A 22,605-nucleotide genomic window follows, 5' to 3' on the forward strand; every position below is an offset into this window, starting at 1 on the left:
GCGAGATATGACCAACAAATACAAACCTGCAGGCAGCCTTTCCTGGCTCGTTCCGACGATTTATATCGTCTTCCTGATCCTGCCGATCTATTGGCTCATCAATATGAGCTTCAAGGAGAATTCCGAGATTACCGGCGCCTTCTCGCTCTGGCCGACGAACCCGACGCTGCGCAACTACACGGTCATCTTTACCGATCCGTCCTGGTATAACGGCTATATCAACTCGATCATCTACGTGGTGATGAACACGGTAATCTCGGTCGCTGCGGCGCTGCCGGCGGCCTACGCCTTCTCGCGCTACCGTTTCCTCGGCGACAAGCACCTGTTCTTCTGGCTGCTGACCAATCGCATGGCGCCGCCGGCGGTCTTCGCGCTGCCGTTCTTCCAGCTCTATTCGGCCTTCGGCCTGATCGACACGCACATCGCCGTGGCGCTTGCCCACTGCCTGTTCAACGTGCCGCTCGCCGTCTGGATCCTCGAAGGCTTCATGTCCGGCGTGCCGAAGGAGATCGACGAGACCGCCTATATCGACGGTTATTCCTTCCCGCGGTTCTTCATCAAGATCTTCATTCCGCTGATCGCCAGCGGCGTCGGTGTCGCGGGCTTCTTCTGCTTCATGTTTTCGTGGGTCGAGCTGCTGCTGGCCCGCACGCTGACGACGACGGCTGCAAAGCCGATCTCGGCGATCATGACGCGAACGGTCTCCGCCTCGGGCATGGACTGGGGCGTGCTGGCAGCGGCCGGCGTGCTCACCATCATCCCGGGCGCACTCGTCATCTATTTCGTCCGCAACTACATCGCCAAGGGCTTCGCGCTCGGGCGCGTTTGAGGAGGAGACGGTCATGAATTTTTCCTGGATGGCCTGGACGCTGCCGACGACGCTGTTCTTCCTGACGATCCTGGCGCTTCTGATCGCCATGAGTGTCTGGGAATATTTTTCGCCGGGCGGCTCGCCGCGCACGGGCGTGCTGCGTTTCGAGACGACGCGCGGCGACCGGCTCTTCATTTCGCTGCTGGGCAGCGCTTTCATTCATCTTGCATGGCTTGGGCTCGGTGGGCCCAACCTGTGGTGGGCTCTTGCCATCTCCGTGGTCTACGCCATCGGCGTCTTCCGCTACGTGTGAAGGCAAGGAGAAGACAGATGGCCGGGGATACTGGCCGCCTGAGACGTGACTGCAATCGCAAACCCTGGGAGGATATTATGCGAAGGCACTTATTGACGACGACAGCAGGCTTGCTGCTGGCAATGACAGCATCGGCTTATGCCGGCATGGACGAGGCCAAGACGTTCCTCGACAAGGAAGTCGGTGATCTCTCGGCGCTTCCGCGCGCCGACCAGGAAAAGGAAATGCAGTGGTTCGTTGATGCTGCAAAGCCTTTCGCCGGCCTGGACATCAAGGTCGTGTCCGAAACGATCACGACCCATGAATACGAATCGAAGGTGCTGGCGCCCGCCTTCACGGCGATCACCGGCATCAAAATCACGCACGACCTCATCGGCGAAGGCGACGTGGTCGAGAAGCTGCAGACGCAGATGCAGTCGGGCGAAAACATCTATGACGCCTATATCAACGATAGCGACCTGATCGGCACCCATTGGCGCTATCAGCAGGCCCGCTCGCTGACCGACTGGATGGCCAACGAAGGCAAGGATGTCACCAATCCCGGCCTCGACATCGACGACTTCATCGGTAAGTCCTTCACCACGGCGCCTGACGGCAAGCTCTACCAGCTGCCTGACCAGCAGTTCGCGAACCTCTATTGGTTCCGTTACGACTGGTTCAACGACGAGAAGAACAAGGCGGACTTCAAGGCGAAGTACGGCTACGATCTCGGTGTGCCGGTCAACTGGTCGGCTTATGAGGATATTGCCGAGTTCTTCACCGGCCGCGAGATCGACGGCAAGAAGGTCTTCGGTCATATGGACTACGGCAAGAAGGACCCATCGCTCGGATGGCGCTTCACCGATGCCTGGCTGTCGATGGCCGGCAATGGCGACAAGGGCATCCCGAACGGCAAGCCAGTCGATGAATGGGGCATCAAGGTCGACGAGAACTCCCGTCCGGTCGGCTCCTGCGTCGCGCGCGGTGGCGATACCAACGGCCCAGCTGCGGTCTATTCCATCCAGAAATATCTGGACTGGATGAAGGCCTATGCGCCGGCTGCCGCCCAGGGCATGACCTTCTCGGAATCCGGCCCGGTCCCGTCGCAGGGCGAAGTCGCCCAGCAGATGTTCACCTACACGGCCTTCACCGCCGACTTCGTTAAGGAAGGCCTGCCGGTCGTCAATGCGGACGGCACGCCGAAATGGCGTTTCGCACCGAGCCCGCATGGCGTCTACTGGAAGGACGGCATGAAGCTCGGCTATCAGGATGCCGGTTCGTGGACGCTGATGAAGTCTACGCCTGACGACCGCGCCAAGGCGGCCTGGCTCTATGCCCAGTTCGTCACCTCGAAGACCGTCGACGTGAAGAAGAGCCACATGGGCCTGACCTTCATTCGCCAGTCGACGCTGGATCACAAGTCCTTCACCGATCGTGCGCCGAAACTCGGCGGCCTGATCGAATTCTATCGTTCGCCGGCCCGCCTGCAGTGGTCGCCGACCGGTACGAACGTTCCTGACTATCCGAAGCTCGCTCAGCTTTGGTGGCAGGCGATTGGTGATGCCTCTTCCGGCGCCAAGACGGCACAGGGGGCGATGGACTCGCTCTGCGCCGAGCAGGAAAAGGTGCTGCAGCGCCTGGAACGCGCCAAGGTCCAGGGCGACATCGGCCCGAAGCTCGCCGAGGAGCATGATCTCGCCTATTGGAACGCGGATGCGGTGAAGAACGGCAACCTTGCCCCGCAGCTGAAGATCGAGAACGAGAAGGACAAGCCGGTCACTGTCAACTACGACGAACTCGTCAAGAGCTGGCAGAAGAAGTAAGGCGGACCAGGCCGGAAGCGACGAGGCTTCCGGCCATCACTTCCTGCCACCGGCAACAAGCCGGTGGCACCCACAATCTTTCTCTCATGAAACGTCGGCGTCCTGCTGTCTTCTGCAGGCGGAGCGGTTTCGTGCGAGCCGGAGACGGATATGAGCGGCTATATTCTTTCAATCGACCAGGGCACGACATCGTCGCGCGCCATCATCTTCAATGGCGACATGAAAATGGCCGGCTCGGCGCAGGCGGAGATCACCCAATATTATCCGCAGCCCGGATGGGTCGAGCACGACGCCGCCGAAATCTGGCGATCCGTCGTCGATACGGTGCGCAAGGCGATCACCGATGCTGGTATTGACGCCGCCGATATCACCGCGATCGGCATCACCAACCAGCGCGAGACGGCGGTCGTCTGGGATCGCAGGTCCGGGACACCGCTTCACCGGGCGATCGTCTGGCAGGACAGGCGCACGGCGGAAATGTGCGAGAGCCTGAAGGCCGATGGCTACGAGAAGCTGTTCAGCGCCAAGACCGGCCTGCTGCTCGACCCCTATTTCTCCGGAACGAAGCTGCGCTGGCTGCTCGACAATGTCGATGGCCTGCGTGAAAAGGCCGAGGCCGGCGATGTCTGCTTCGGTACGATCGACAGCTGGCTGATCTACAATCTGACTGATGGACGCGTGCATGCCACCGATGCGACCAATGCGTCGAGAACGCTGCTCTACAATATCGATGACGGTGCCTGGGACGAGGAGCTTCTCGGCATTCTCCGCATTCCGGCCGCCATGCTTCCTGACGTCAGGGAATGCGCCGATGATTTCGGCCGCGTCGACGAGACGCTGTTCGGCGCGGAACTTCCGATCCTCGGGGTCGCTGGCGACCAGCAGGCAGCGGCGATGGGCAATGCCTGCTTCGAGCCCGGCATGATGAAGTCCACCTATGGCACTGGCTGCTTCGCTCTGCTGAACACCGGCCGGGATCGTGTTTCCTCCTCCAACCGGATGCTGACGACGATCGCCTGCCGGCTCGACGGCGAGACGACCTATGCGCTCGAGGGCTCGATCTTCATCGCCGGTGCTGCCGTGCAATGGCTGCGCGACGGCCTTGGCATCATCGGCCAGGCATCCGAGGCAGGGGTGCTTGCCGCCAAGGCCGATCCCGGACAGCAAGTCTATATCGTTCCGGCCTTCACCGGCCTCGGCGCGCCCTACTGGGATCCGGCGGCGCGGGGCGCGATCTTCGGTCTGACGCGAAACAGCGGGCCGGCGGAATTCGCCCGCGCCGTGCTTGAATCCGTCGCCTACCAGACGCTCGATCTGCTGGTGGCGATGAAGAAGGACTGGGGCGCCAACCAGCTGGAAACGGTGCTGCGCGTCGATGGCGGCATGGCGGATTCGGATTGGACGATGCAGTGCCTGGCCGACATGACCGGAAACCCTGTCGACCGCTCGGCGATCCGCGAGACGACGGCGCTCGGCGCAGCCTGGCTTGCCGGCTCGAAAGCCGGCATCTGGCCCGGCAAGCGGGATTTTGCCAAAGCCTGGGCCTGCGACCGCCGCTTCAGCCCTTCGATGGACGAGACCGAGCGGCAGGGCAAGATCATCGGCTGGAAGAATGCCGTCTCCAGAATGATTTCGGACGCCTCGGCGGGATAGCTGCGAGCTTTCAGATAGCCCGCCGCCGCTCTTGAGGAAACATAAGCTGCATAATTCTTGCGCATGGCGACCAATCCGCCGTGGCGCGGATACTTGCTCAGCCGTGGTATCGTGCGGGGACGGCAGGTGTAAAATCGCGATTAATAGGGCGCCGTCAGGTTTTATCTCGCAGCGCAGATATCCGGCACGAAGCTTGGCTTCCATTTGGCGCGCAACTTGCCTCTCTCCTGCCAGGGAGAATGAAACAATGCCCGACATCGACCCGCAGATTTTCTCAATAAGCCGACCATCCCTCGGAGGCTACAAGGCCTTCGTTCAACGCGACATGATCGTCGAGACCTATCGCAGCGCCGCGGGGCAAATGGTTTCGAGGGGCTCCCTTCATAGAATTTCGATCAACCGCACGGCGCACGGCAAATATGCCTATCGGCTTGGAAGCGGGGCATTCCGCAAAGTTGAGAGGCCGCCGTTCACCCTCGGATTTCAACCGGCCGCCACCCTCCTCGAAGTCGAGGGCGATGCGGCGGATTATATCTCGATCTTCCAGTCACCTGCGCTTTACAGCGGCATCGGCGGCTCTCGCTTCGATCCCGAGCATTGGGATAGTGACGCGCTCAGCGCGACGACTGATCCGACAACGCTGCAGGTCGCGCTCTCCCTTGCATTTGCCGCCGAGGAGACCGGGCGTAACGACCCGCTTTTGATGCAGCATCTGGGGATGGCGCTCGCCTGCTGCGTCGTAAAGCTGCTGGGCGCCAAACCTGAAGCCGGCGATCGTCCGCTGACATCGGACAATCTCCGGCGTGTGATCGATTACATCGAGAACCTGCTTGGCAAATCCGATCTGAGTGTCGAGGAGCTGGCCGGGGTGGCCCATATGAGCCCCTTTCACTTCAGCCGGGAATTCAAACGGGCGGCCGGCATGGCGCCGCATCGCTTCGTTCTCGAACGCAGGATCGAGCGGGCGCGACTTTACCTCGCCGATGGCAAGGAGACGCTCGCAAACATCGCTTATGCCACAGGCTTTTCCAGCCAGGCGCATTTCTCCAGCGTCTTTCGCCGTCTGATGGGGGCGACCCCGAAGGAATACCAGCGTTCGGTCCGTCTTTGAGCCGGCTCTTGCCGATGACAGATCAGCAGCTTTGCGAAAGACAACCGCACGAATTTGAAATCTCTTGAGGCTGCGGTCTGCGAGGCTTTTCCCATCAGGAGGCCCATATGACCGCTTTTGCCCAAACCAATCCGATTACCGACATTTGCTTCCTGGTCGAGGATATCGACAAAGCATCGGCTTTCTATGTCGAGCGTCTTGGCTTCAAACCTCGCCGCCGGGCTCCCGGCTTTGCCGATTTCAAAGGGGCGGGCGTGACATTGGCGCTGTGGGAGATCGAGCATATTGCCGAGAATACCGGTGTCTCAAGCCGCCGTGCCCCTCCAGGTGTGCACAAGGCCTGCGCGGCCATCGAGCTCGCCTCGCCAGAGCAGGTCGATGCTGCCTATGCGGAGCTGAAAGCTGCGGGCGTGCTCTTCCACGCGCCGCCGCAGGACTATGTCTGGAACGCGCGATGCGTCTATTTCGCCGATCCTGACGACAATCTCTGGGAAATCTATGCGTGGTCCGCAGGCGGCCCGATCGGTGACATCGACCCGCAATAGCGAGCGCAATCGGCCGGTCGTCCAACAATCCAACAAGGGGAAAGGCAAGCAAATGAGTGGGGATGACAAACAAATCGTGGTCGGCAGGCGTACCGTCCTGAAGGGCGGAGCCTTTGCCCTTGCTGCAGCGGCGGCAGGGATCAGCCTGTTCGTGCCGCGTCACTCGAAAGCCGCCGCATCCAAAGTCGTCATCAAATATGACTGGCTGATGAGCAACGGACAGATCGGCGATATCGTCGCAGTCAAGCAGGGCCTGTTCCAGGCCGAGGGTCTCGATGTCGAGTTTTCCCCCGGCGGCCCCAATTCGGCGACGGTGCCGCCCGTGATCACGGGTGATGCGCAGCTCGGCCAGTTCTCGGATTCGGCACAGCTTCTTCTAGCCCGTTCATCCGGCGTGCCGATCAAGATCTTCGCTTGCGGTTTCCGCATGGCGCCTTTCGCCTTCTATTCGCTGCCCAAGGCGCCGATCCGCACCGTCAAGGATATGGTTGGCAAGCGCATCGGCATCCAGCCGACGGCCCGTTATGTGCTCGATGCCATCCTGCTGAGGAACAATATCGATCCCTCGAGCCTGACCATCACCAATATCGGCTTCGACATGACGCCGCTGATGACCGGTCAGGTCGATGCAGTAACCGGATGGATCACCAACACGCAGGCCCTTTCCATCATCGGCCCCGACCGCATCGATCTGATGATGAAGGACACGGGCCTGCCGTCCTATGCCAACGTCTATTTCGCCACCGACGATGCCGTGAGCGGCCATGCCGAGACACTGGCAAAGGTGCTGCGTGCCGTCGCCAAGGGCTGGGCCTGGACGCATGAACATCCTGAGGAGGCGGTCAAATTGACGGTAGAGGCCTATCCGCAGCTCGATCTTGCCGTGGAGCTGAAGACGGTGCCGCGCATATTGTCGCTGAGCTTCGACGCGACGACAGGCAAGGACGGCTGGGGCAGTTTCGATCCGGCCGCTCTTGCCGAGCAGATTTCCGTCTACGACAAGATCGGCCAGTTCAAGAGCGGCGCGCCGAAGCTGGAGGACTGCTATACGACCAGGATCCTCGACATGACGGCGGACGACCGTCCGAAGATTGCGTGAGAGCGGATTTGCCTGAAGCAGCGGCCATCGAAACCAAGGATCTGGCTGTCGGTTATGCCGGCGCCGGCGAGACGACCCGCATTCTGTCCGGCGTCGACCTCAGCGTCGGCAGGGGCGAGTTTTTGACCATTCTCGGCCCTTCCGGCTGCGGCAAGTCGACCTTGCTGCGGGCGGTGGCGGATCTTCTCCCGCCGCTTGACGGGCAGCTGGCGGTGCTCGGCAGAACAGCGTCGGAGGCGCGCCGGCGCCGCGAGGTCGCCTTCGTCTTTCAGGACGCAACGCTGTTGCCCTGGCGGACCGTGAGGGAGAATGTCGCGCTGCCGCTGCAGGTGGGGAAGAACAGCGTCTCGCGATCGGTCGATCCGCGGCCCGACCATTGGCCCGACCATTGGATTGAACTGGTCGGCCTGTCGCATCTGGCCGATCGGTACCCGCACCAACTGTCAGGGGGCCAGCGCCAACGCGTCGCCATAGCGCGCGCGCTTCAATGCGAGCCGGATATCCTGCTCATGGACGAGCCCTTCGGTGCGCTCGACGAGATCACGCGCGAACGACTGAACGACGAGCTTTTGGACGTCTGGCGCCGGACCGGCACGACCATCCTTTTCGTGACCCACAGCGTCATCGAGGCGATCTATCTCGGCGGACGCGTGCTGGTCCTGGCGGCCAATCCGGGCCGCGTCCAGGCGCTGATCGACCTTGCACCGCTGAAAGACGAGCGTGGCCTCTGTCGGCGCGAGAGCCTCGATGTCCAGGAGGCCGCTGCTCATCTGCGCCAATTGCTGCAGCAGGGGAGTTCGGCTGCATGACGCATCGTCGGCTATCCCTCACCGAGGCAATCGGCCTTCCTGTTATCGGCGCCCTCTCGTTGCTTCTCGCCTGGCAATGGCTGGTGCCGGCTCTCGGTATTCCCAGTTATATCGTTCCAACGCCGCTGGCGATCCTGCGCACGCTTGGCATCGAATGGCGCTTCCTTCTGTCGAATGCGATCCCGACATGGGGCGAGGCGGGTCTCGGTTTCCTCCTGGGCAACAGTCTCGCTGTGATCATGGCGATTGCCTTTGTCTATAATCCGCGGTTCCAGGCCGCCTATTTTCCCGTTGTCCTGCTCTTCAACACCATCCCCGTGCTGGCGCTTGCGCCGATCATCATCCTCATCTTCGGCCTCGGTATGCTGCCAAAGGTCATCATCGCCGCTCTCATCTGCTTCTTCCCAACCCTGGTGAATACGGCCCGGGGCCTCAATCTGGCGACGACGAGCGAGCTTGACCTGATGCATGTGCTTTCGGCGAGCGGGTGGGAGACGTTCTGGCGCCTGCGCGCGCCACGATCTGCCCCCTTGCTTTTTGCTTCGCTGCGCATTTCTGCAACCACCTGTGTGATCGGCGCGATCGTCGGGGAGTGGATCGGTTCGAACCAGGGGCTCGGGGCCGTCATCATCCAGTCGACATTCAACTATCAGGCGGAAAGGCTCTTTGCCGCCGTCGTGCTCGCCTCTTTCTCCGGCATCGTCTTTTTTGCCGCTGTTGCCCAGATCGAGCGGATTTTCCGTCGGCTGCAGCTGGGGCGAAACTGAAAGCCGTTCAGTGCGGGCACCGAAACGCTGACGCTTCCAGGATATGACAAGGCCTCCCGCGTTGTCTGAATGGCACTCTTGAACATTTGCTCACTTGAGGCTAAATATAACCTCAAGTGAAAAGGAGCTTTGCCATGATGGGATTTGCAGTCATCGCCGACGTTCTCGGACTGCCCGCCAGGGAACCGGCGTCGCGTTCCGCCTTTGGCCTGCTCTCCAGCATCGAGGAAGGCTTGCCGGTCAAGGCGCTTGATCGCATGGCGCTGCTTCTGGCGCCTGATGATACCCAGTTCAAATATAGGCTCGTTCCGAAGGCCACCTATGAGCGGCGCAAATCCAAGCATCGGCTCTCTTCCGACGAGGGCATAAAGCTTGCCCGTCTGGCGCGCGTCTGGGGATCGGCACTGGATGTCTGGCAGACAGAGACCGAGGCACGCGATTTCCTGTTTCGGCCGCATGCGATGCTCGAGGACAAGCGGCCGATCGACGTGGTCATCCAGAGCGAGATCGGCGGCGAGCTCGTGCTCGATATCCTCGGAAGCCTGAAATACGGCAGTGCTGCGTGAGTGCACAGCATCTCGACCGTACGCTGACATCCATCCGCATCGGAGATCCCAGTGGAACCTATCCGATCTTCGACGCCACCGGCTCGACCATCGCGCCGGGGCGGTGGAACACTTCGGGCAGCCCGATCATCTATACGAGCGAGCACTATTCGACGGCGCTGCTCGAAAAGCTCGTCCATGGCAGCGGGCGGCTGCCGCCCAACCAGCACTATGTCACGATCACCCTACCGCGGGGGCTAAGCTACGAGGTCTTCTCCGAGCCCGCGCTGCCCGGCTGGGACTGCATGCCGGCAAACGTCAGCAAGGCTTTCGGCGAGCGGTGGTGCCAGGAAAAGCGCAGCGCCATCCTGTTGGTGCCAAGCGTCGTCGCCCGCGTCGACCGCAACGTGCTGATCAATCCGGCCCACCCGGAATTCCCGTCGATCACGACAAGCCTTCACCAACCGGTTTTCTGGGATCGCCGTTTGTTCGGCATGTGATGGGTTGGCGGTGCAATCAACGTTTCCGCAGAGCAGATCAAAACGCCGGACAGATGGGGCTTGGTCACACTGCACAGGAGGCCATTTTAAACGAGGAGGTGGCTGCCTCGACTGCTCACGCGTCCGTCTCCCATGGATTTATCACCGCTGCACCGGTGTCGTCGAAATCGCCGACATTGCGAGTGACGACAATCAGATCATGGACGATTGCGGTTGCGGCGATCAGCCCGTCGATATCGCCACGCGGCCGGATGGCGGCGATGCGGCCCCATTCGACGGCGATCTCGTCGGTCACCGGCAGGATCCGGTCGCCATGATCATAACGCAGCTTTCGCAGCCACTCGGTGAGATGGGCCGCGGTCTTCGAATCCGATTTCTGTTTGAGGGCAATGCCGCGCATGATCTCGCCAAGCGTCAGCGCGCTCAGGTGGATGGTGAGCGGATCGACGGAGCGCAGCCAGGAGACCGCCTGCGGCGTGCCGCGTCGCGCCTCCGAGACGATGTTGGTGTCGACCAGATACATCAGAAGGCGACGTCGCGGCTCGGAGTCTTGTTGCGTGCTTCGACCGCATCGGCGAACTCATCGTCCCAGGCGGGGCCACCGAGCAGGTCGTCGACGAGGGTCGGCCTACCGGCGCGCAAGGCGTCGTAGTCGCGGGCGGACAGAACGACGGCCGTGCGCTCGCCCCGCACGGTCACCACCTGCGGCCCTTCTTGTCGGGCCTTCTGCACGACCTTCGAAAATTGGTTCTTGGCGTCCTGCAGTTGCCATTCCATCGATTCCGCTCCTAGCTAGACTGTCTAGCTATGTAGGGCGCGGAATGCTTGCGCGTCAACGGCGGGACGTTCCTGAACGACAGAGTCCGGTTCTGCTATGAGGTGTCATAACAAAGTTCGACATCGTTGTGTCGGCGATCGGCGCCTGTCGGTCTTACTGGAAGCCGCGATCACGCTCTCTGCCGCGGCGAGCGGGCCATCAGCCTGGCATAGGCGATGGCCGAGAGCATGTTGACGTGGTTGGCTTTGCCGGTGCCGGCAATGTCGAAGGCGGTGCCGTGATCGACCGAGACGCGGTCGATCGGCAGGCCGAGCGAGACGTTGACCGCCGTATCGAAGGCGACGAGCTTGATCGGGATATGGCCCTGATCGTGATACTGGGCGATGACAAGATCGAAGGCGCCGTTATAGGCGCGGGCAAACACCGTATCGGCCGAGATCGGGCCGACGACGTCGATGCCCTTTGCCTGCGCCTGCTCGACGGCGGGCGCCAGGAATTCCATGTCTTCGGTGCCGAACAGGCCGTTTTCGCCGCAATGGGGATTGAGGCCGGCGACGGCGATGCGCGCCGTCTTGCCGAGCCGCAGAAAGTGCCGGTGGCCGGCTTCGATGGTCGCCAGTACCCGCTCGGTCTTGGCGCGCTCGATCGCGCCCTTCAGCGAGATATGGGTCGAGACATGGATGGTGTTCAGCCGCTCGGAGGCAAGCAGCATGAAGGAACTCTTCGAGCCTGTCAGATGTGCGAGAAGCCCGGTATGGCCGTCATGGTGATGGCCGGCGAGGTTCATCGCTTCCTTGTTGATCGGCGCGGTGACGATGACATCGGCTTGACCAGACATGGCGAGATCGACGGCGCGGGTGATATAGCGCACCGAGGCATCGCCGGCGACGGGGCTGACCTTGCCGATCTCGGGTAGGGCCGCGCCGAGCGCGACTTCGTCGACGGCGATCCTGTCGTCATCAGGTGCATCGGCAGGCCCAAACCGTAGTCCGGTGCCGCTGACGCGGTCGGCGCGCTCCAGCGCTTCGACATTGCCGACGATGACGAAATCGCGGCGCTCTTCTCTTGGAAGGGCTGCCAAGGCCTTGACGATCACCTCGGGGCCGACGCCGGCCGGATCGCCGAGCGTTACCGCGACTTTCGCATTCCTGTCCATCGATCGAATTCCTTCTGAAAACTTTTTGGCCTAGAAAGCGGCCGCATAAATCGAGCGAATGTCGGCGCGCGTGAGATCGCGCGGATTGTTATCGAGCAGACGGCGAATGGCAAAGGCGTCTTCGGCCATGGCGTCGAGATCGCTTTCCGGCACGCCGAGACCGGAAAGCTTCATCTCGATACCGAGTTCGGCGCAGAAAGCGTAAGCCGCATCGAAGACGGATGTGACGTTTTCGGAGGTTTCACGTCCAAGCGCTTCCATCACCGCCCTGGTTTTCTCAGGCGCGGACGGCGTATTGAAGGCGAGAACATGCGGAAAAATCAGCGCATTGGCCGCGCCATGGGCGACATGCCAGCGCGTGCCGAGGGGATAGGCAAGCGCATGGCCGCCAGCTGTGTTGACCGGGCCGAGGCATAAACCGCCATAAAGCGAGGCGAGCGAGAGGCCGGCGCGCGCCTCGGCGTCATTGCCGTCCCTGACCGCCCGGGCGAGATATTTGCCGACCAGGCGCGTTCCCTCGATCGCATAGATGTCGACCATCGGATGGGCCTTGCGGTTGGTGAAGGCCTCGACGCAATGGGCCATGGCATCGACGCCGGTGGCGGCCGTCGTGCGGGCAGGGACGCTGAAGGTCAAAGCAGGATCGATGACGGCGATATCGGCCAGCATATGCAGGCTTTCGACGGCAAGCTTTGCCATCGTCGCCGGATCGGTGACGAGCGCACGGATGCCGGCCTCGCTGCCGGTGCCCGATGTCGTCGGCACCTGGGCGAGCGCCACCTTGCGCGGCCCATGCACCTTGTTCGGACCGACGACCTCCTGCAGCGTCTGGGCGGAACCGGCAAGCACTGCGGCGAGTTTTGCCAGATCCATGGCGCTGCCGCCGCCGAAGCCGACGATCAGCTCGGCATCGGCGGCGTTTGCCGCCGCCAGGACCTTTTCGAGATTGGCCGTATCCGGCTCGGGCGTCACTTCGGCAAAGACGGATACCTCGCCTTTGAGATCCAGCACGTCGATGCGCGAGGCGTTGAACGCATCGGAGATGACGAGCGTGCGCCGATAGCCCTTTTCGGCAGCCCATTGGCCGAGCTTTCCCGCCGTACCGACCCCGAATTCGATCAGATGCGGCCGAACTATCGTGATCGGCGAATCCAAGCTGGCCATGAACCAGTCCTCCTTGCAAGATCTTGCGGCACTATCGTTGCCCTCTTTAATGTAAAGTTGTAAGGTCAATGTCAAGCCGACATTCCAGCGAGCGGAATTTTTTATCATCTGATATGCGCTCGGTCGCGCGCTTCAAGGCGGCGTTGTCCTGCGCGTATCGATAAAGATATCAGTGTGTTATGAAATCCGTCATGATGAAAACTACATGTCAGACACCGGCTGGCCATCTCTTTGTGGCGACGGTGAATTATCCGACCCTGTTGTCAAATCGTTCGTCAGTCAACACGCAGCCGTTGTCATCCTGCATGCTTTCGCATGCGAGCGGATGCAGGATGACAATTTTCCGGCTGCCGCTTCGTTTACGGCAGGAATTGCGGGGCGAGGCGCACATATTTGATGGCGCGCCGGTAGTAGGTGTAGGCGATATGGAGCGTGCCGTTGCCGCCCTGGACGATCGAGGGATAGGAGAATTCGCGGTTCAGCGACTCCTTCGAATTGTTACTGAGACAGAAGCCGTCACCGGTATCGAGATCGATGCGATGCGGAAAGCTCTTGCCGCCATCCCTTGATATCGCAAGGCTCAGCGGCGCACGCGGAACACCCCAGACGGCCTTACGTGCGCTGGTATCGGCAACGACGGCTGTCTCTCCAGCCTCGCCACCCTCGATTTCGTCATAGAGAGACTGGCGCCGCGCATCCGACATGCCGGCGTTTGAATGGTTGTAAACCATTGCGATTGCTCCATCGTTCAGGATCGTGGCCTGGATCGAGGAGTTGTTGTTCGGCAATTCGGCGGGCTCGGGCGCACTCCATGTCTCGCCGCCGTCGGATGATCGGCTGGACAGGATGTTTTCGGCGAAACGGTTGCGGTAGAAGGCGATCATCTCGTCGCCGCCGAGCGGCAGAATGTTCATGTGCACCGCGCCGATGCTGTCTGGAATATCGCGCATTTCCCAGCTGGCGCCGCCATCACGCGACATCAGCACAGCAGCCGTATCGGCATCGCCGCTCCAGCGCCGGCCATTCAGGCCGACGCAGCGGAACACCGGAAGTAGCCAGTCGCCTTTGCCGTTGACGACGATCTGCTGGCGAACGAATGTGCCGGGGCTGTCGCAGAGGATACGAACCGGGCCGAAGGTCTGGCCGCCATCGCCTGAAATCCGGCATTTGACAACCGAGCCGTCCTGATTGCCCGAGGTCTGCGAGGTATAGAGCAGCCATACTTTTCCGTCCGGAGCATTGAAAATCAATGGGTTCTGTTCGGATTTCTCTGGGTCGTCGCTCATCTTTTCCGGCACGGACCAGCGCTCGGAGCCCGGCGCCAGCCGCGACATGTAAATCGAGATATCACCCATGCCCTCCATCGTGCCGCCGAACCAGACGCAGGTTAGCGTGCCGTCGGGCAGAAAAGCGAGATTTGCGGCATGGTTCTGGATGCAGGGGGAGGGCAGATAGGCATCCGCACGACCTTCGAGGGTGGGGTGAGGGGCGATGGCCCCGGTCATCAGGGCCGGAACGACTTCCGGAGGCAGGCCGGTAAAACTCATGACGGATCTCCTCAGGGCAGCTTGGCGTAGCTTTCGGCGAGTGCGGCATAGTCGGCATCGCCGAGCGGCATCAACGGCGCGCGCGTGCGCTTCCAGGCGGGATTGCCGGTCTTCAGCCCCACCATCGCCTTGATGGTCGGGATCTGGACGTAGGAATTGGAAAGCGTGCGATAGGCGTTGATGCGCGCTTGCGCCGCCTCGACATCGGCGGCGCGCGCCTCATCATGGACATGGTCGTAGACAGTGCGCAGCGAATTCGCCACGAGATTGGAGGTGGCGGTGATGCAGCCGGCACCGCCTGCCTTCAGCAACGGCAGCAGCAGCGGATCGGCGCCCGCCAGCACCGAGAAGGTGGGATAGGCGGCGATGATCGCCTGCATGTTGTTGAAATCTCCAGCAGATTCCTTGATGCCGACGACTGTTTCCGGGAAGGCCGCAATCAGTCGCCCGATCAGCGGAATGGATAGCGGAACGCCTGAGACCTGCGGAATATGATAGAGGATGACCTGCAAGCGCGTGTCGGCGACCTTCTCCAGCACCTGCGAATAGGCGGCGAAAAGACCATCGTCGGAGACGCCTTTGTAGTAGAAGGGTGGCAGCATCACCACCTTGGTGACGCCAAGCGACAGCGCGTGCCGGGTCAATTCCACAGTCTCAGGAATGGCGACGACGCCGGTGCCCGGCAAAAGCCTGTCGGCGGGAATACCGGCCTTCAGTGCTGCTTCCAGAATGCCGCGGCGCTCGGCGCCGGAGAAGGAATTGGCCTCGCCTGTGGTGCCGAGCAGCGCCACGCCATGGCACCCCTCGGCCAGCAACTGCCGGCAATGATCGGTGAAAAGGGTGAAATCCGGCCTGTTGTCTGCCGTCAGCGGCGTTGCGGAGGCGCTGAAAACGCCGGTAATCCTGTGATGGCTCATTCCGCCCTCCTCGGCGCGTCCTGTCTTGCCGATCCGTGTTCGAACCGGGGCGCTGCGCATTGCAATTGTCATCCGTCTGTCGCGATGGAGTGCAAAGAACTTTTATATTGCCGCGCTTTTGTCAAGAAGACAAAATGCCGTGACGTCGCCGCGAAAAGTTATCTATTTGTTATAACTTATATATTTTCAGTGGAAAATTTTGTTCGAATGGAAATTGCGATTTTTTGTTGACATATTTACAATAACGAGAGAACGATACGGAACGGATTGTGCTGCGCCTGGCAGGTGCAGGGAGAGCGCTGCCGAATTCACTCTGGGAGGAATGCCATGTCTGATCAATCGGATAAAACCAATATATCACGTCGTAACGCGCTGAAGCTCGGCCTTGCAGCCGGCGTCGGCCTCACCGTATTCGGAATGAATGCCCGCATCGTTATGGCCGATGAAGGCCAGGTCCTGAAGGTCGCAAATCCGGCCTTCGACCAGGATTGGTCGCCGCTGCGCGGCGGCGGCAGGACGTTCCGCTGGAATTCGATCTGGTGGGCATCGCCGATGTATTTCGACAGCCAAGGCAATATCAAGCCCTACGTCTTCACCAGCTGGGAATCGGCCGACAACACGGTCTGGACCTTCAAGATCGACCCGAAGGCCGTCTTTTCCGACGGCAGCAAGATCACCTCGGCGGATGTCAAGGGATCGTGGGAAGTCTCCTCGATGCCGAACACTAAGAACCAGCGCGCCGACCAGGTGCTGAGCAGGGTCAAGGGTTACGCCGAAATCGCCGCCGGCTCTGGCAACGAGTTGACCGGTGTCGCGACACCCGACGAGGGAACGATCGTCGTGACGCTGGCTGCCGCAGACCCGATCTTCTTCATGCGCCTGGCAAACCACATCGCGCCGATCACCAAGGCCTCGCAGTCGCGCGGCAGCGACGGCGAGGAGATCATCGACTGGTACAAGCCAGAGAGCAAGCCGGTCTTCTCCGGTCCCTTCAAACTCACGAGCATCGACATCGACGCCGGCAAACTCTCTTTCGAGCCGAATGAGAACTTCTTCGGGCCGAAGCCGAAGCTTGCCCGTATCGATATCACCTCGATCGAGGACAATGTCACCGCGACGTCGCTGATCAAGTCGGGCGAGTTCAACGCCCATACCGAGCTGATCACCTCGACCATCATCCAGGATCTCGGCCAGGAATTTTCCGCCGGCCCGCTGATTCCGACCAGCCAGCACTTCTGGTTCAACATCTCTCGTGCGCCGATGGACGATCCCAAGGTTCGTCAGGCACTGATCATGGCCGTCGATCGCGATGGCCTGTTCAAGGCTTCCTATCCCGACGGGCCGCATAAGAAGGCGGACCAGATCCTCAATGCGGTCCCGGGTGCGGAGAATTCCGGCTTCGAGCCCTATCCCTATGATCCGGAGGCTGCCAAGAAGCTGCTTGCGGAATCGACCTACGGCGGTCCGGAGCGCCTGCCGAAGATCCTGTTCGTCGGCATTTCGGCGCCGGCCATTCAGGCCGCCGCCCAGTTCATCGCCGAGCAGTGGCGTCAGAATCTCGGCATCACAGCCGTCGACATGAAGCCGCAGCAGGATTCCTATGCGGGTCCGGATCAGAATTCGGTCCAGATCTTCCGCGACGACGTCGGCACCCGCGTGCCGGATGCCGTCTCCTATCTGGCGGGCTGCATCGCCTCGACCTCGTCGAACGCGCAGAATAAGCTCGGCGGCTACAAGAACGACAAGGTCGACAGTGCCCTTGCCGAAGCCACGACCAAGGCTGCAGATGATCCGCAGCGCATCGCTCTCGCCCAGGAAGCCCAGAAGGTGTTCCGCGAGGATTGGGCCTTCATTCCATGGTATTCTCAGGCGATGTCGCGCTGGGCCACCAAGGACGTCAAGGGCCTGGAAAAGAACCTTGACTGGCAGGTCGTAGAACCCTGGAACATTTCCATCGGTTGATCGGCGGAAACCGTCCCTGTCGGCGATAAGCCGCGCGAAGGCCGCAAGGCCTTCGCGCAAGTTTCAAGAACAAGAGATGCGATCGCAGCCAAATGCGGGAACGCATCGAACAACAGGTGGGAGGTGGCCTTGCTGCGCTACGTGCTAACCCGATTTGCCATCTGGATTCCGTCCGTTCTGGTGGTGATGCTGGCCGTTTACGCGCTGGCCTTCTATGGCGCCGGCGATCCGATCAAGCTGATCTTCCTGCGCGCGCCAGGCGACGTCGCCTATAATCCGCAGCGCATCGAAGCCATTCGCGAAAGTGCCGGCCTCAACAAACCCTTCATCGTCCAGTTCGGCCTTTACATCTGGAACCTGCTGCACGGCCAGTTCGGCAATTCGTTGACCTCGGGCCGCTCCGTCTGGGCGATGGTCTCGGCCGCAGCCCCCGTCTCCTTCCAGCTTGCGCTCTGTTCCATCATCCTGACCGCCGTCGTCGCGATACCGCTCGGCATGATCGCCGCGCTCAACCAGAATTCGCGCATCGACTATGCCATTCTGGGCTCCGCACTCTTTCTCTGGGCGATCCCGGCCTATGTCGCCGGTCCGCTGCTGATGGTCGGCCTCATCGTGCTGCTGCCGGGTGCGAGCGTGCCTTACGGCTGGGGCGGTATCCTCGATGTCCGTATCCTGCTGCCGCTCACCGTCCTTTCCTTCCAGCCGATCGCGCTGATCGTGCGCCAGACGCGTGCCGCCGTCATCGAGGTACTGTCGGAGGATTTCGTCCGCACCGCCCGCGCCAAGGGCGTGCCCGAGATCATCGTGGCATTGCGCCATATCCTGCGGCCGGTGTTGACTCCCGTTGTCACGCAGCTCGGCCTGATCATGATCACCATCGTCAACGGCGCGATTTTCGTCGAACTCGTCTTCGGCCTGCCGGGCCTCGGCCGGTTGACGGTGCAGGCGCTGATCAATTCCGATTATCCGGTCATTCTGGCGATCACGCTGATCGGGTCGTTCCTGGTGATGGTCTCAAACCTCCTGGTGGATGTGCTCTATCCGCTGCTCGACCCGCGCGCCAATGATTCAAGAAGGAGCCGCTGACCATGTCCGCCATCCCTCTTTCCACCATCGAAACCGACGAAGAGCCGGTCAGCCTGTGGCGCGACGCCTGGTATCGGCTGAAGCGCAACCGGCTTGCCATCTTCGGCCTCGTCATCGTCCTGATCCTCGCCTTCACGGCGATCTTCGGCCCCTACCTTACGCCCTATGATTATCTGAGCCAGGACCTCAACGCCCGCAATGTCCTGCCGTCGATGAGCCATCTCTTCGGAACCGACGATCTCGGCCGCGACGTCTTCAGCCGCGTGGTCTTCGGCACGCGCACCGCTTTCCTCGTCGCCGTCATCGTCACCGTCTTCGCCGTGCTGATCGGTCTCGTGCTCGGCGCCGTTGCCGGTTTCTTCGGCAATCCGTTCGATCGTGCCATCATGTGGCTGACCGACGTGACGATGTCGGTTCCCAACCTGCTGCTCGTCGTCGTCATCAACGCCTCGCTGAAATCGCCGATCAGCAAATGGATGGAGGCGCGTTACCTCGAGACCCTCAATCCCTTCTATCGCGAAACCATGTGGGTGGATTTCATCCTCGTCTTCGGCTCGATGGCGCTGATCTCCTGGCCGCCTTACGCCCGTCTCGTCCGCGCCCAGGTGCTGTCGATCCGCAGCCGACCCTATATCACCGCGGCCCAGGCGCTTGGCCTGTCGAACTGGATCATCATCAAGCGTTATGTGATTCCGAATGCGCTGGGACCGCTGATCGTCTCGGTCAGCGCCGGTCTCGGCACGGCGATGGTGCTGGAAAGCGCCTTCAGCTTCCTTGGCGTCGGGGTCAATCCGCCAACGCCGAGCTGGGGCAACATGATCTCCGACGGCCTGCGTGTCTGGCAGCATTATCCCCACCTTCTCGCCGCTCCGGCGGCCGTGCTCGGCCTTGCCTCGGTTGCCTTCAGCTTCCTTGGCGATGGCCTCAACGACGCGCTCAATCCGCGGGGCAGCAAATGATGGATACGAAAAGCACCGACCGCCTGCTCGATGTCAGGAACCTCACCGTCGAGATCGATGGCCGCAACGGCCCGGCCGTGGTCGTCGATGGCATCGATCTGCATGTCAACAAGGGTGAGACGCTTGGTGTGGTCGGCGAATCCGGCTGCGGCAAGAGCCTGACGATGCTGAGCCTGATGCGGCTGCTGCCGAACAAGATCAAGGTCACCAAGGGATCGGCGACATTCGACGGCCGCGATCTGCAGACGATGTCGAATCGCGAGCTGCGCAAGGTGCGCGGCGGCGATATCGGCTTCGTCTTCCAGGATCCGATGACCTCGCTCAATCCGGTGATGCGCGTCGGTGCCCAGATCTGCGAGCCGCTGATCTATCACCGCGGAATGAAGAAGTCGGAGGCCCGCGCCCGTGCCGTCGAGCTTCTGCGCCTTGTCGGCATTCCCGGTCCGGAAGAACGGCTGCAGGCCTATCCGCACGAGCTTTCCGGCGGCATGCGCCAGCGCGTGATGATCGCGATCGGCCTTGCCTGCAATCCGAAGCTTTTGATTGCCGACGAGCCGACAACGGCGCTGGACGTCACCATCCAGGCCCAGATCGTCGATCTGGTGAAGGATCTCAGGGCCAAGCTCGGCATGTCGGTCGTCTGGATCACCCATGATCTGGCGCTGATCGCCGGCCTCGTCGATCGCGTCGCCGTGCTCTATGCCGGCACGGTGGTCGAGGATGCGCCGGTCGACGAGCTCTATGCCCGCCCGAGCCATCCCTATACGCGCGGACTGCTGTCATCGATCCCGAAGCTCTCGGACCCGCCGGCAAGCCGGCTGAGCTCGATCGGCGGTACGCCGCCGGAGCCTGGCCGCCGGCCGAAGGGTTGCCCATTTGCGCCGCGCTGCCCGCTTGCCGAGAACATCTGTCACGAAAAGGTACCGCAGCTCGAACCGTTGAGCGGCAGCGCCAACCACCGCGCCGCCTGTTTCGTCGTCCAGAGAATGCAGGAGGCCGCGTGATGGGCGCTCAACCACTGCTCAAGATCGAAAATCTGGTCAAGCATTTCCACGTAAAGCTCGGCGCCTTCGGCGAACGCTCAGCAACCGTCTATGCCCTCGACAATGTCAATCTCGACATCATGGAAGGTGAGACGCTGAGCCTGGTCGGCGAATCCGGCTGCGGCAAGTCGACCACCGGTTTCACCATCCTCAACCTCTACAAGGCGACCAGCGGCAAAGTCGTCTACAAGGGCCAGGATCTCGCGGCGCTCGACGAGAAGCAGATGCGGCCCTTCCGCCGCGACCTGCAGATCGTCTTCCAGGATCCCTATTCGACACTCAATCCGCGCATGACGGTGGGCGAGGCGATCGGTGAGCCGATCCTCTTCCACAAGCTCTGCACCAAGGCCGAGCTGAAGGACAGGGTCGCGACACTTTTGACTGATGTAGGCCTGCCGACTCGGTTTGCCCAACGTTATCCGCACGAGCTTTCCGGCGGTCAGCGCCAGCGCGTCGTCATCGCCCGGGCGCTTGCCTGCCAGCCGAAATTCATCGTCTGCGACGAGGCGATCTCGGCGCTCGACGTGTCGATCCAGGCACAGATCATCAACTTGCTGCTCGATCTGCAGGAAAAATACGGGCTGACCTATCTGTTCATCGCCCATGATCTCGCGGTCGTGCGCCATATCAGCACCCGTGTCGGCGTCATGTATCTCGGGCGGCTCGCAGAGCTTGCCACCCGCGAGGAACTCTTCGACAATCCGCTGCATCCCTATACCAGGGCGCTGCTGTCGGCTGTTCCGGAGATCGATCCCGAGCATGAGCGCACCCGCCAGCGCCAGATCCTGCAGGGCGATGTGCCGAGCCCGCTGAACCCGCCATCCGGCTGCCGTTTCCATACGCGCTGCCCGATTGCCATGGATGTCTGCAGCAAGGTCATCCCCGCGTGGCAGGAAACAAAACCCGGCCATCTCGTCGCCTGTCATGCGGTCAACACCGGACAGACCGCATGACGCTGAAGGCCGCCATCATTGCCGATGATCTGACGGGCGCGCTCGATACCGGCACACCCTTCGTCGAAGCCGGTCTTTCGGTTGCGGTTGCCGTCGATGTCGAGGCAGCAGAGGATGCGATCGCCACCGGCTGTGACGTTGTCGTCATCAACACCGCCTCCCGCGCGCTGGATGAGCGCGAAGCCGCCGAAAGAGTACGGTCGGCGGCGGCGGTGTTTCGTGGCGAGAAGCCCGCGGTCGTCATGAAGAAGATCGATTCCCGGCTCAAGGGCAATGTCGCGGCCGAGAGCCTTGCGCTGGCGAAGGCATTCGATCGGAAGACCATCCTAGTAGCGCCCGCCATTCCCGATCAGGAGCGGTTGACCTACCGAGGGTGTGTCGTCGGCCGCGGCATCAACCAGCCGCTGCCGATCGCTGAGCTGTTCGAAATCAGCGCGGACGGCGTCGTGATTGCCGATGCCGAGGACGATGGCGATCTCGACCAGATCGCAGAGGGGCATGACTGGCTGACGACACTTGCGGTCGGCGCAAGGGGCCTCGGGGCCGCGCTTGCCCGCCAGCTCGGCGAAATGGGGCGGCAGCCGGTGCCGGAATTTGCGGCGACCCGGCGCACCCTGTTTGCCTTTGGCTCGCGCGACCCGATTACCGCTATCCAGATGGAGCGGCTCCAAGCCTCGGGTGTCCTGCGCATGGTCGTGGACGCGCCGATGGGGCAGGTCGAAGTCGGGGAGGGTATGGCGCTGCCGGCGCTGCTGCGCTGCTCCGGCGATATGGCAGCCGATGCGGCATTGGTCGCCCGCCGTTTTGCGGCGGGCGTCAGATCGGTTATCGGCGATACCAAGCCTGACATGCTGATGGTCGGCGGCGGCGATACGGCCCTTGCCGTTTTCCAGGCGCTCGGGGTCAGAGTGTTGGCGCCGCAGGGTGAAATCGAAGCCGGCGTGCCGTGGTTCGATGTCACGGCAGCCGACGGGCGGCATTTTCGGTGCGCCGTGAAGTCGGGGGGCTTCGGCAAGCCCGATAGTTTGCTAAGACTAGTCCTTTGGAATCGGGCGGCATAGTAAGATACCGCCGAGGAGAATGAC

At 61.6% G+C, this 22,605-nt stretch carries 23 protein-coding genes; 17 read left to right on the forward strand and 6 right to left on the reverse strand.

The window, feature by feature from the left end; genetic code table 11:
- Window positions 1-7: 7 nt before the first annotated feature.
- From GFM02_RS26425 to GFM02_RS26475, 11 genes are all read left to right on the forward strand, one after another.
- Window positions 8-829: a carbohydrate ABC transporter permease gene (locus GFM02_RS26425; RefSeq protein ID WP_130785530.1), complete on the forward strand. Its 822-nt coding sequence runs from the start codon at window positions 8-10 to the stop codon at window positions 827-829.
- 13 nt (window positions 830-842) lie between these two features.
- Entirely contained in the window at window positions 843-1,124 is a 282-nt protein-coding gene (locus GFM02_RS26430; RefSeq protein WP_003549529.1) for a DUF2160 domain-containing protein, read from the forward strand.
- Window positions 1,125-1,201: 77 nt separating this feature from the next.
- A complete protein-coding gene (locus GFM02_RS26435; RefSeq protein WP_020047582.1) occupies window positions 1,202-2,926 on the forward strand; it encodes an ABC transporter substrate-binding protein in 1,725 nt (574 codons plus the stop codon).
- 150 nt (window positions 2,927-3,076) lie between these two features.
- Complete coding sequence (glpK, locus tag GFM02_RS26440; protein WP_168323252.1) at window positions 3,077-4,579, forward strand: glycerol kinase GlpK; 1,503 nt, start codon at window positions 3,077-3,079, stop codon at window positions 4,577-4,579.
- 247 nt (window positions 4,580-4,826) lie between these two features.
- Window positions 4,827-5,690: an AraC family transcriptional regulator gene (locus tag GFM02_RS26445; RefSeq protein ID WP_168323253.1), complete on the forward strand. Its 864-nt coding sequence runs from the start codon at window positions 4,827-4,829 to the stop codon at window positions 5,688-5,690.
- A gap of 107 nt (window positions 5,691-5,797) precedes the next feature.
- Complete coding sequence (locus tag GFM02_RS26450) at window positions 5,798-6,235, forward strand: VOC family protein (RefSeq protein WP_168323254.1); 438 nt, start codon at window positions 5,798-5,800, stop codon at window positions 6,233-6,235.
- 52 nt (window positions 6,236-6,287) lie between these two features.
- Window positions 6,288-7,334: an ABC transporter substrate-binding protein gene (locus tag GFM02_RS26455; RefSeq protein WP_168323255.1), complete on the forward strand. Its 1,047-nt coding sequence runs from the start codon at window positions 6,288-6,290 to the stop codon at window positions 7,332-7,334.
- 8 nt (window positions 7,335-7,342) lie between these two features.
- Window positions 7,343-8,143, forward strand: coding sequence for an ABC transporter ATP-binding protein (locus GFM02_RS26460; protein ID WP_168323256.1), 801 nt, complete (start codon window positions 7,343-7,345; stop codon window positions 8,141-8,143).
- The gene (locus GFM02_RS26465; protein ID WP_168323257.1) at window positions 8,140-8,910 is read left to right on the forward strand and encodes an ABC transporter permease; all 771 of its coding nucleotides are present in this window, start codon (window positions 8,140-8,142) and stop codon (window positions 8,908-8,910) included. Before GFM02_RS26460 ends, GFM02_RS26465 begins: the two co-directional genes overlap by 4 nt.
- 134 nt (window positions 8,911-9,044) lie before the next feature.
- Window positions 9,045-9,476, forward strand: a complete 432-nt coding sequence (locus GFM02_RS26470) for an antitoxin Xre-like helix-turn-helix domain-containing protein (protein WP_164575549.1) — start codon at window positions 9,045-9,047, stop codon at window positions 9,474-9,476.
- Window positions 9,473-9,955 (forward strand): RES family NAD+ phosphorylase, encoded by a 483-nt coding sequence (locus tag GFM02_RS26475; protein WP_168271152.1) that lies wholly within the window; start codon window positions 9,473-9,475, stop codon window positions 9,953-9,955. Before GFM02_RS26470 ends, GFM02_RS26475 begins: the two co-directional genes overlap by 4 nt.
- Window positions 9,956-10,070: 115 nt before the next feature.
- On the opposite strand, the gene GFM02_RS26480 is transcribed toward GFM02_RS26475, so the two are convergent.
- The 6 genes from GFM02_RS26480 to GFM02_RS26505 form a co-directional block, all read right to left on the reverse strand.
- The gene (locus tag GFM02_RS26480; protein ID WP_168323258.1) at window positions 10,071-10,478 is read right to left on the reverse strand and encodes a type II toxin-antitoxin system VapC family toxin; all 408 of its coding nucleotides are present in this window, start codon (window positions 10,476-10,478) and stop codon (window positions 10,071-10,073) included.
- Window positions 10,478-10,732: a type II toxin-antitoxin system Phd/YefM family antitoxin gene (locus GFM02_RS26485; protein WP_011649626.1), complete on the reverse strand. Its 255-nt coding sequence runs from the start codon at window positions 10,730-10,732 to the stop codon at window positions 10,478-10,480. Before GFM02_RS26485 ends, GFM02_RS26480 begins: the two co-directional genes overlap by 1 nt.
- A gap of 170 nt (window positions 10,733-10,902) precedes the next feature.
- Window positions 10,903-11,889 carry a 4-hydroxythreonine-4-phosphate dehydrogenase PdxA gene (pdxA, locus tag GFM02_RS26490; RefSeq protein ID WP_168323259.1) on the reverse strand — a complete coding sequence of 329 codons (987 nt, stop codon included), beginning with the start codon at window positions 11,887-11,889 and terminating at the stop codon, window positions 10,903-10,905.
- A gap of 30 nt (window positions 11,890-11,919) precedes the next feature.
- Window positions 11,920-13,053 (reverse strand): iron-containing alcohol dehydrogenase, encoded by a 1,134-nt coding sequence (locus GFM02_RS26495; RefSeq protein WP_168303562.1) that lies wholly within the window; start codon window positions 13,051-13,053, stop codon window positions 11,920-11,922.
- 359 nt (window positions 13,054-13,412) lie between these two features.
- Window positions 13,413-14,600 (reverse strand): sialidase family protein, encoded by a 1,188-nt coding sequence (locus GFM02_RS26500; protein WP_168271157.1) that lies wholly within the window; start codon window positions 14,598-14,600, stop codon window positions 13,413-13,415.
- 11 nt (window positions 14,601-14,611) lie between these two features.
- A complete protein-coding gene (locus tag GFM02_RS26505) occupies window positions 14,612-15,517 on the reverse strand; it encodes a dihydrodipicolinate synthase family protein (protein WP_168271158.1) in 906 nt (301 codons plus the stop codon).
- Window positions 15,518-15,844: 327 nt separating this feature from the next.
- On the opposite strand from GFM02_RS26505, the gene GFM02_RS26510 reads away from it, so the two are divergent.
- The 6 genes from GFM02_RS26510 to GFM02_RS26535 all read left to right on the forward strand — a co-directional run bounded on the left by GFM02_RS26510 (window position 15,845) and on the right by GFM02_RS26535 (window position 22,581).
- Window positions 15,845-17,479 (forward strand): ABC transporter substrate-binding protein, encoded by a 1,635-nt coding sequence (locus GFM02_RS26510; RefSeq protein WP_168323260.1) that lies wholly within the window; start codon window positions 15,845-15,847, stop codon window positions 17,477-17,479.
- A gap of 129 nt (window positions 17,480-17,608) precedes the next feature.
- Window positions 17,609-18,565, forward strand: coding sequence for an ABC transporter permease (locus tag GFM02_RS26515; protein WP_168323261.1), 957 nt, complete (start codon window positions 17,609-17,611; stop codon window positions 18,563-18,565).
- 2 nt (window positions 18,566-18,567) lie between these two features.
- Complete coding sequence (locus tag GFM02_RS26520) at window positions 18,568-19,524, forward strand: ABC transporter permease (RefSeq protein WP_168323262.1); 957 nt, start codon at window positions 18,568-18,570, stop codon at window positions 19,522-19,524.
- The gene (locus GFM02_RS26525; protein WP_020047565.1) at window positions 19,521-20,528 is read left to right on the forward strand and encodes an ABC transporter ATP-binding protein; all 1,008 of its coding nucleotides are present in this window, start codon (window positions 19,521-19,523) and stop codon (window positions 20,526-20,528) included. The genes GFM02_RS26520 and GFM02_RS26525 overlap by 4 nt, the downstream gene beginning before the upstream one ends.
- Complete coding sequence (locus GFM02_RS26530) at window positions 20,528-21,520, forward strand: ABC transporter ATP-binding protein (protein ID WP_131641753.1); 993 nt, start codon at window positions 20,528-20,530, stop codon at window positions 21,518-21,520. The genes GFM02_RS26525 and GFM02_RS26530 overlap by 1 nt, the downstream gene beginning before the upstream one ends.
- A complete protein-coding gene (locus GFM02_RS26535) occupies window positions 21,517-22,581 on the forward strand; it encodes a four-carbon acid sugar kinase family protein (protein WP_168323263.1) in 1,065 nt (354 codons plus the stop codon). The genes GFM02_RS26530 and GFM02_RS26535 overlap by 4 nt, the downstream gene beginning before the upstream one ends.
- Window positions 22,582-22,605 lie beyond the last annotated feature (24 nt).

This window comes from Rhizobium leguminosarum bv. viciae, assembly GCF_012276115.1.
Lineage (GTDB): Bacteria > Pseudomonadota > Alphaproteobacteria > Rhizobiales > Rhizobiaceae > Rhizobium > Rhizobium leguminosarum_T.

Bases quoted from the DNA above. Each gene is read 5' to 3' on its own strand.
- GFM02_RS26425 (WP_130785530.1), top strand. From the start codon at position 8: ATGACCAACAAATACAAACCTGCAGGCAGCCTTTCCTGGCTCGTTCCG.
- GFM02_RS26430 (WP_003549529.1), top strand. From the start codon at position 843: ATGAATTTTTCCTGGATGGCCTGGACGCTGCCGACGACGCTGTTCTTC.
- GFM02_RS26435 (WP_020047582.1), top strand. From the start codon at position 1,202: ATGCGAAGGCACTTATTGACGACGACAGCAGGCTTGCTGCTGGCAATG.
- glpK (WP_168323252.1), top strand. From the start codon at position 3,077: ATGAGCGGCTATATTCTTTCAATCGACCAGGGCACGACATCGTCGCGC.
- GFM02_RS26445 (WP_168323253.1), top strand. From the start codon at position 4,827: ATGCCCGACATCGACCCGCAGATTTTCTCAATAAGCCGACCATCCCTC.
- GFM02_RS26450 (WP_168323254.1), top strand. From the start codon at position 5,798: ATGACCGCTTTTGCCCAAACCAATCCGATTACCGACATTTGCTTCCTG.
- GFM02_RS26455 (WP_168323255.1), top strand. From the start codon at position 6,288: ATGAGTGGGGATGACAAACAAATCGTGGTCGGCAGGCGTACCGTCCTG.
- GFM02_RS26465 (WP_168323257.1), top strand. From the start codon at position 8,140: ATGACGCATCGTCGGCTATCCCTCACCGAGGCAATCGGCCTTCCTGTT.
- GFM02_RS26470 (WP_164575549.1), top strand. From the start codon at position 9,045: ATGATGGGATTTGCAGTCATCGCCGACGTTCTCGGACTGCCCGCCAGG.
- GFM02_RS26480 (WP_168323258.1), bottom strand. From the start codon at position 10,478: ATGTATCTGGTCGACACCAACATCGTCTCGGAGGCGCGACGCGGCACG.
- GFM02_RS26485 (WP_011649626.1), bottom strand. From the start codon at position 10,732: ATGGAATGGCAACTGCAGGACGCCAAGAACCAATTTTCGAAGGTCGTG.
- pdxA (WP_168323259.1), bottom strand. From the start codon at position 11,889: ATGGACAGGAATGCGAAAGTCGCGGTAACGCTCGGCGATCCGGCCGGC.
- GFM02_RS26495 (WP_168303562.1), bottom strand. From the start codon at position 13,053: ATGGCCAGCTTGGATTCGCCGATCACGATAGTTCGGCCGCATCTGATC.
- GFM02_RS26500 (WP_168271157.1), bottom strand. From the start codon at position 14,600: ATGAGTTTTACCGGCCTGCCTCCGGAAGTCGTTCCGGCCCTGATGACC.
- GFM02_RS26505 (WP_168271158.1), bottom strand. From the start codon at position 15,517: ATGAGCCATCACAGGATTACCGGCGTTTTCAGCGCCTCCGCAACGCCG.
- GFM02_RS26510 (WP_168323260.1), top strand. From the start codon at position 15,845: ATGTCTGATCAATCGGATAAAACCAATATATCACGTCGTAACGCGCTG.
- GFM02_RS26520 (WP_168323262.1), top strand. From the start codon at position 18,568: ATGTCCGCCATCCCTCTTTCCACCATCGAAACCGACGAAGAGCCGGTC.
- GFM02_RS26525 (WP_020047565.1), top strand. From the start codon at position 19,521: ATGATGGATACGAAAAGCACCGACCGCCTGCTCGATGTCAGGAACCTC.
- GFM02_RS26530 (WP_131641753.1), top strand. From the start codon at position 20,528: ATGGGCGCTCAACCACTGCTCAAGATCGAAAATCTGGTCAAGCATTTC.
- GFM02_RS26535 (WP_168323263.1), top strand. From the start codon at position 21,517: ATGACGCTGAAGGCCGCCATCATTGCCGATGATCTGACGGGCGCGCTC.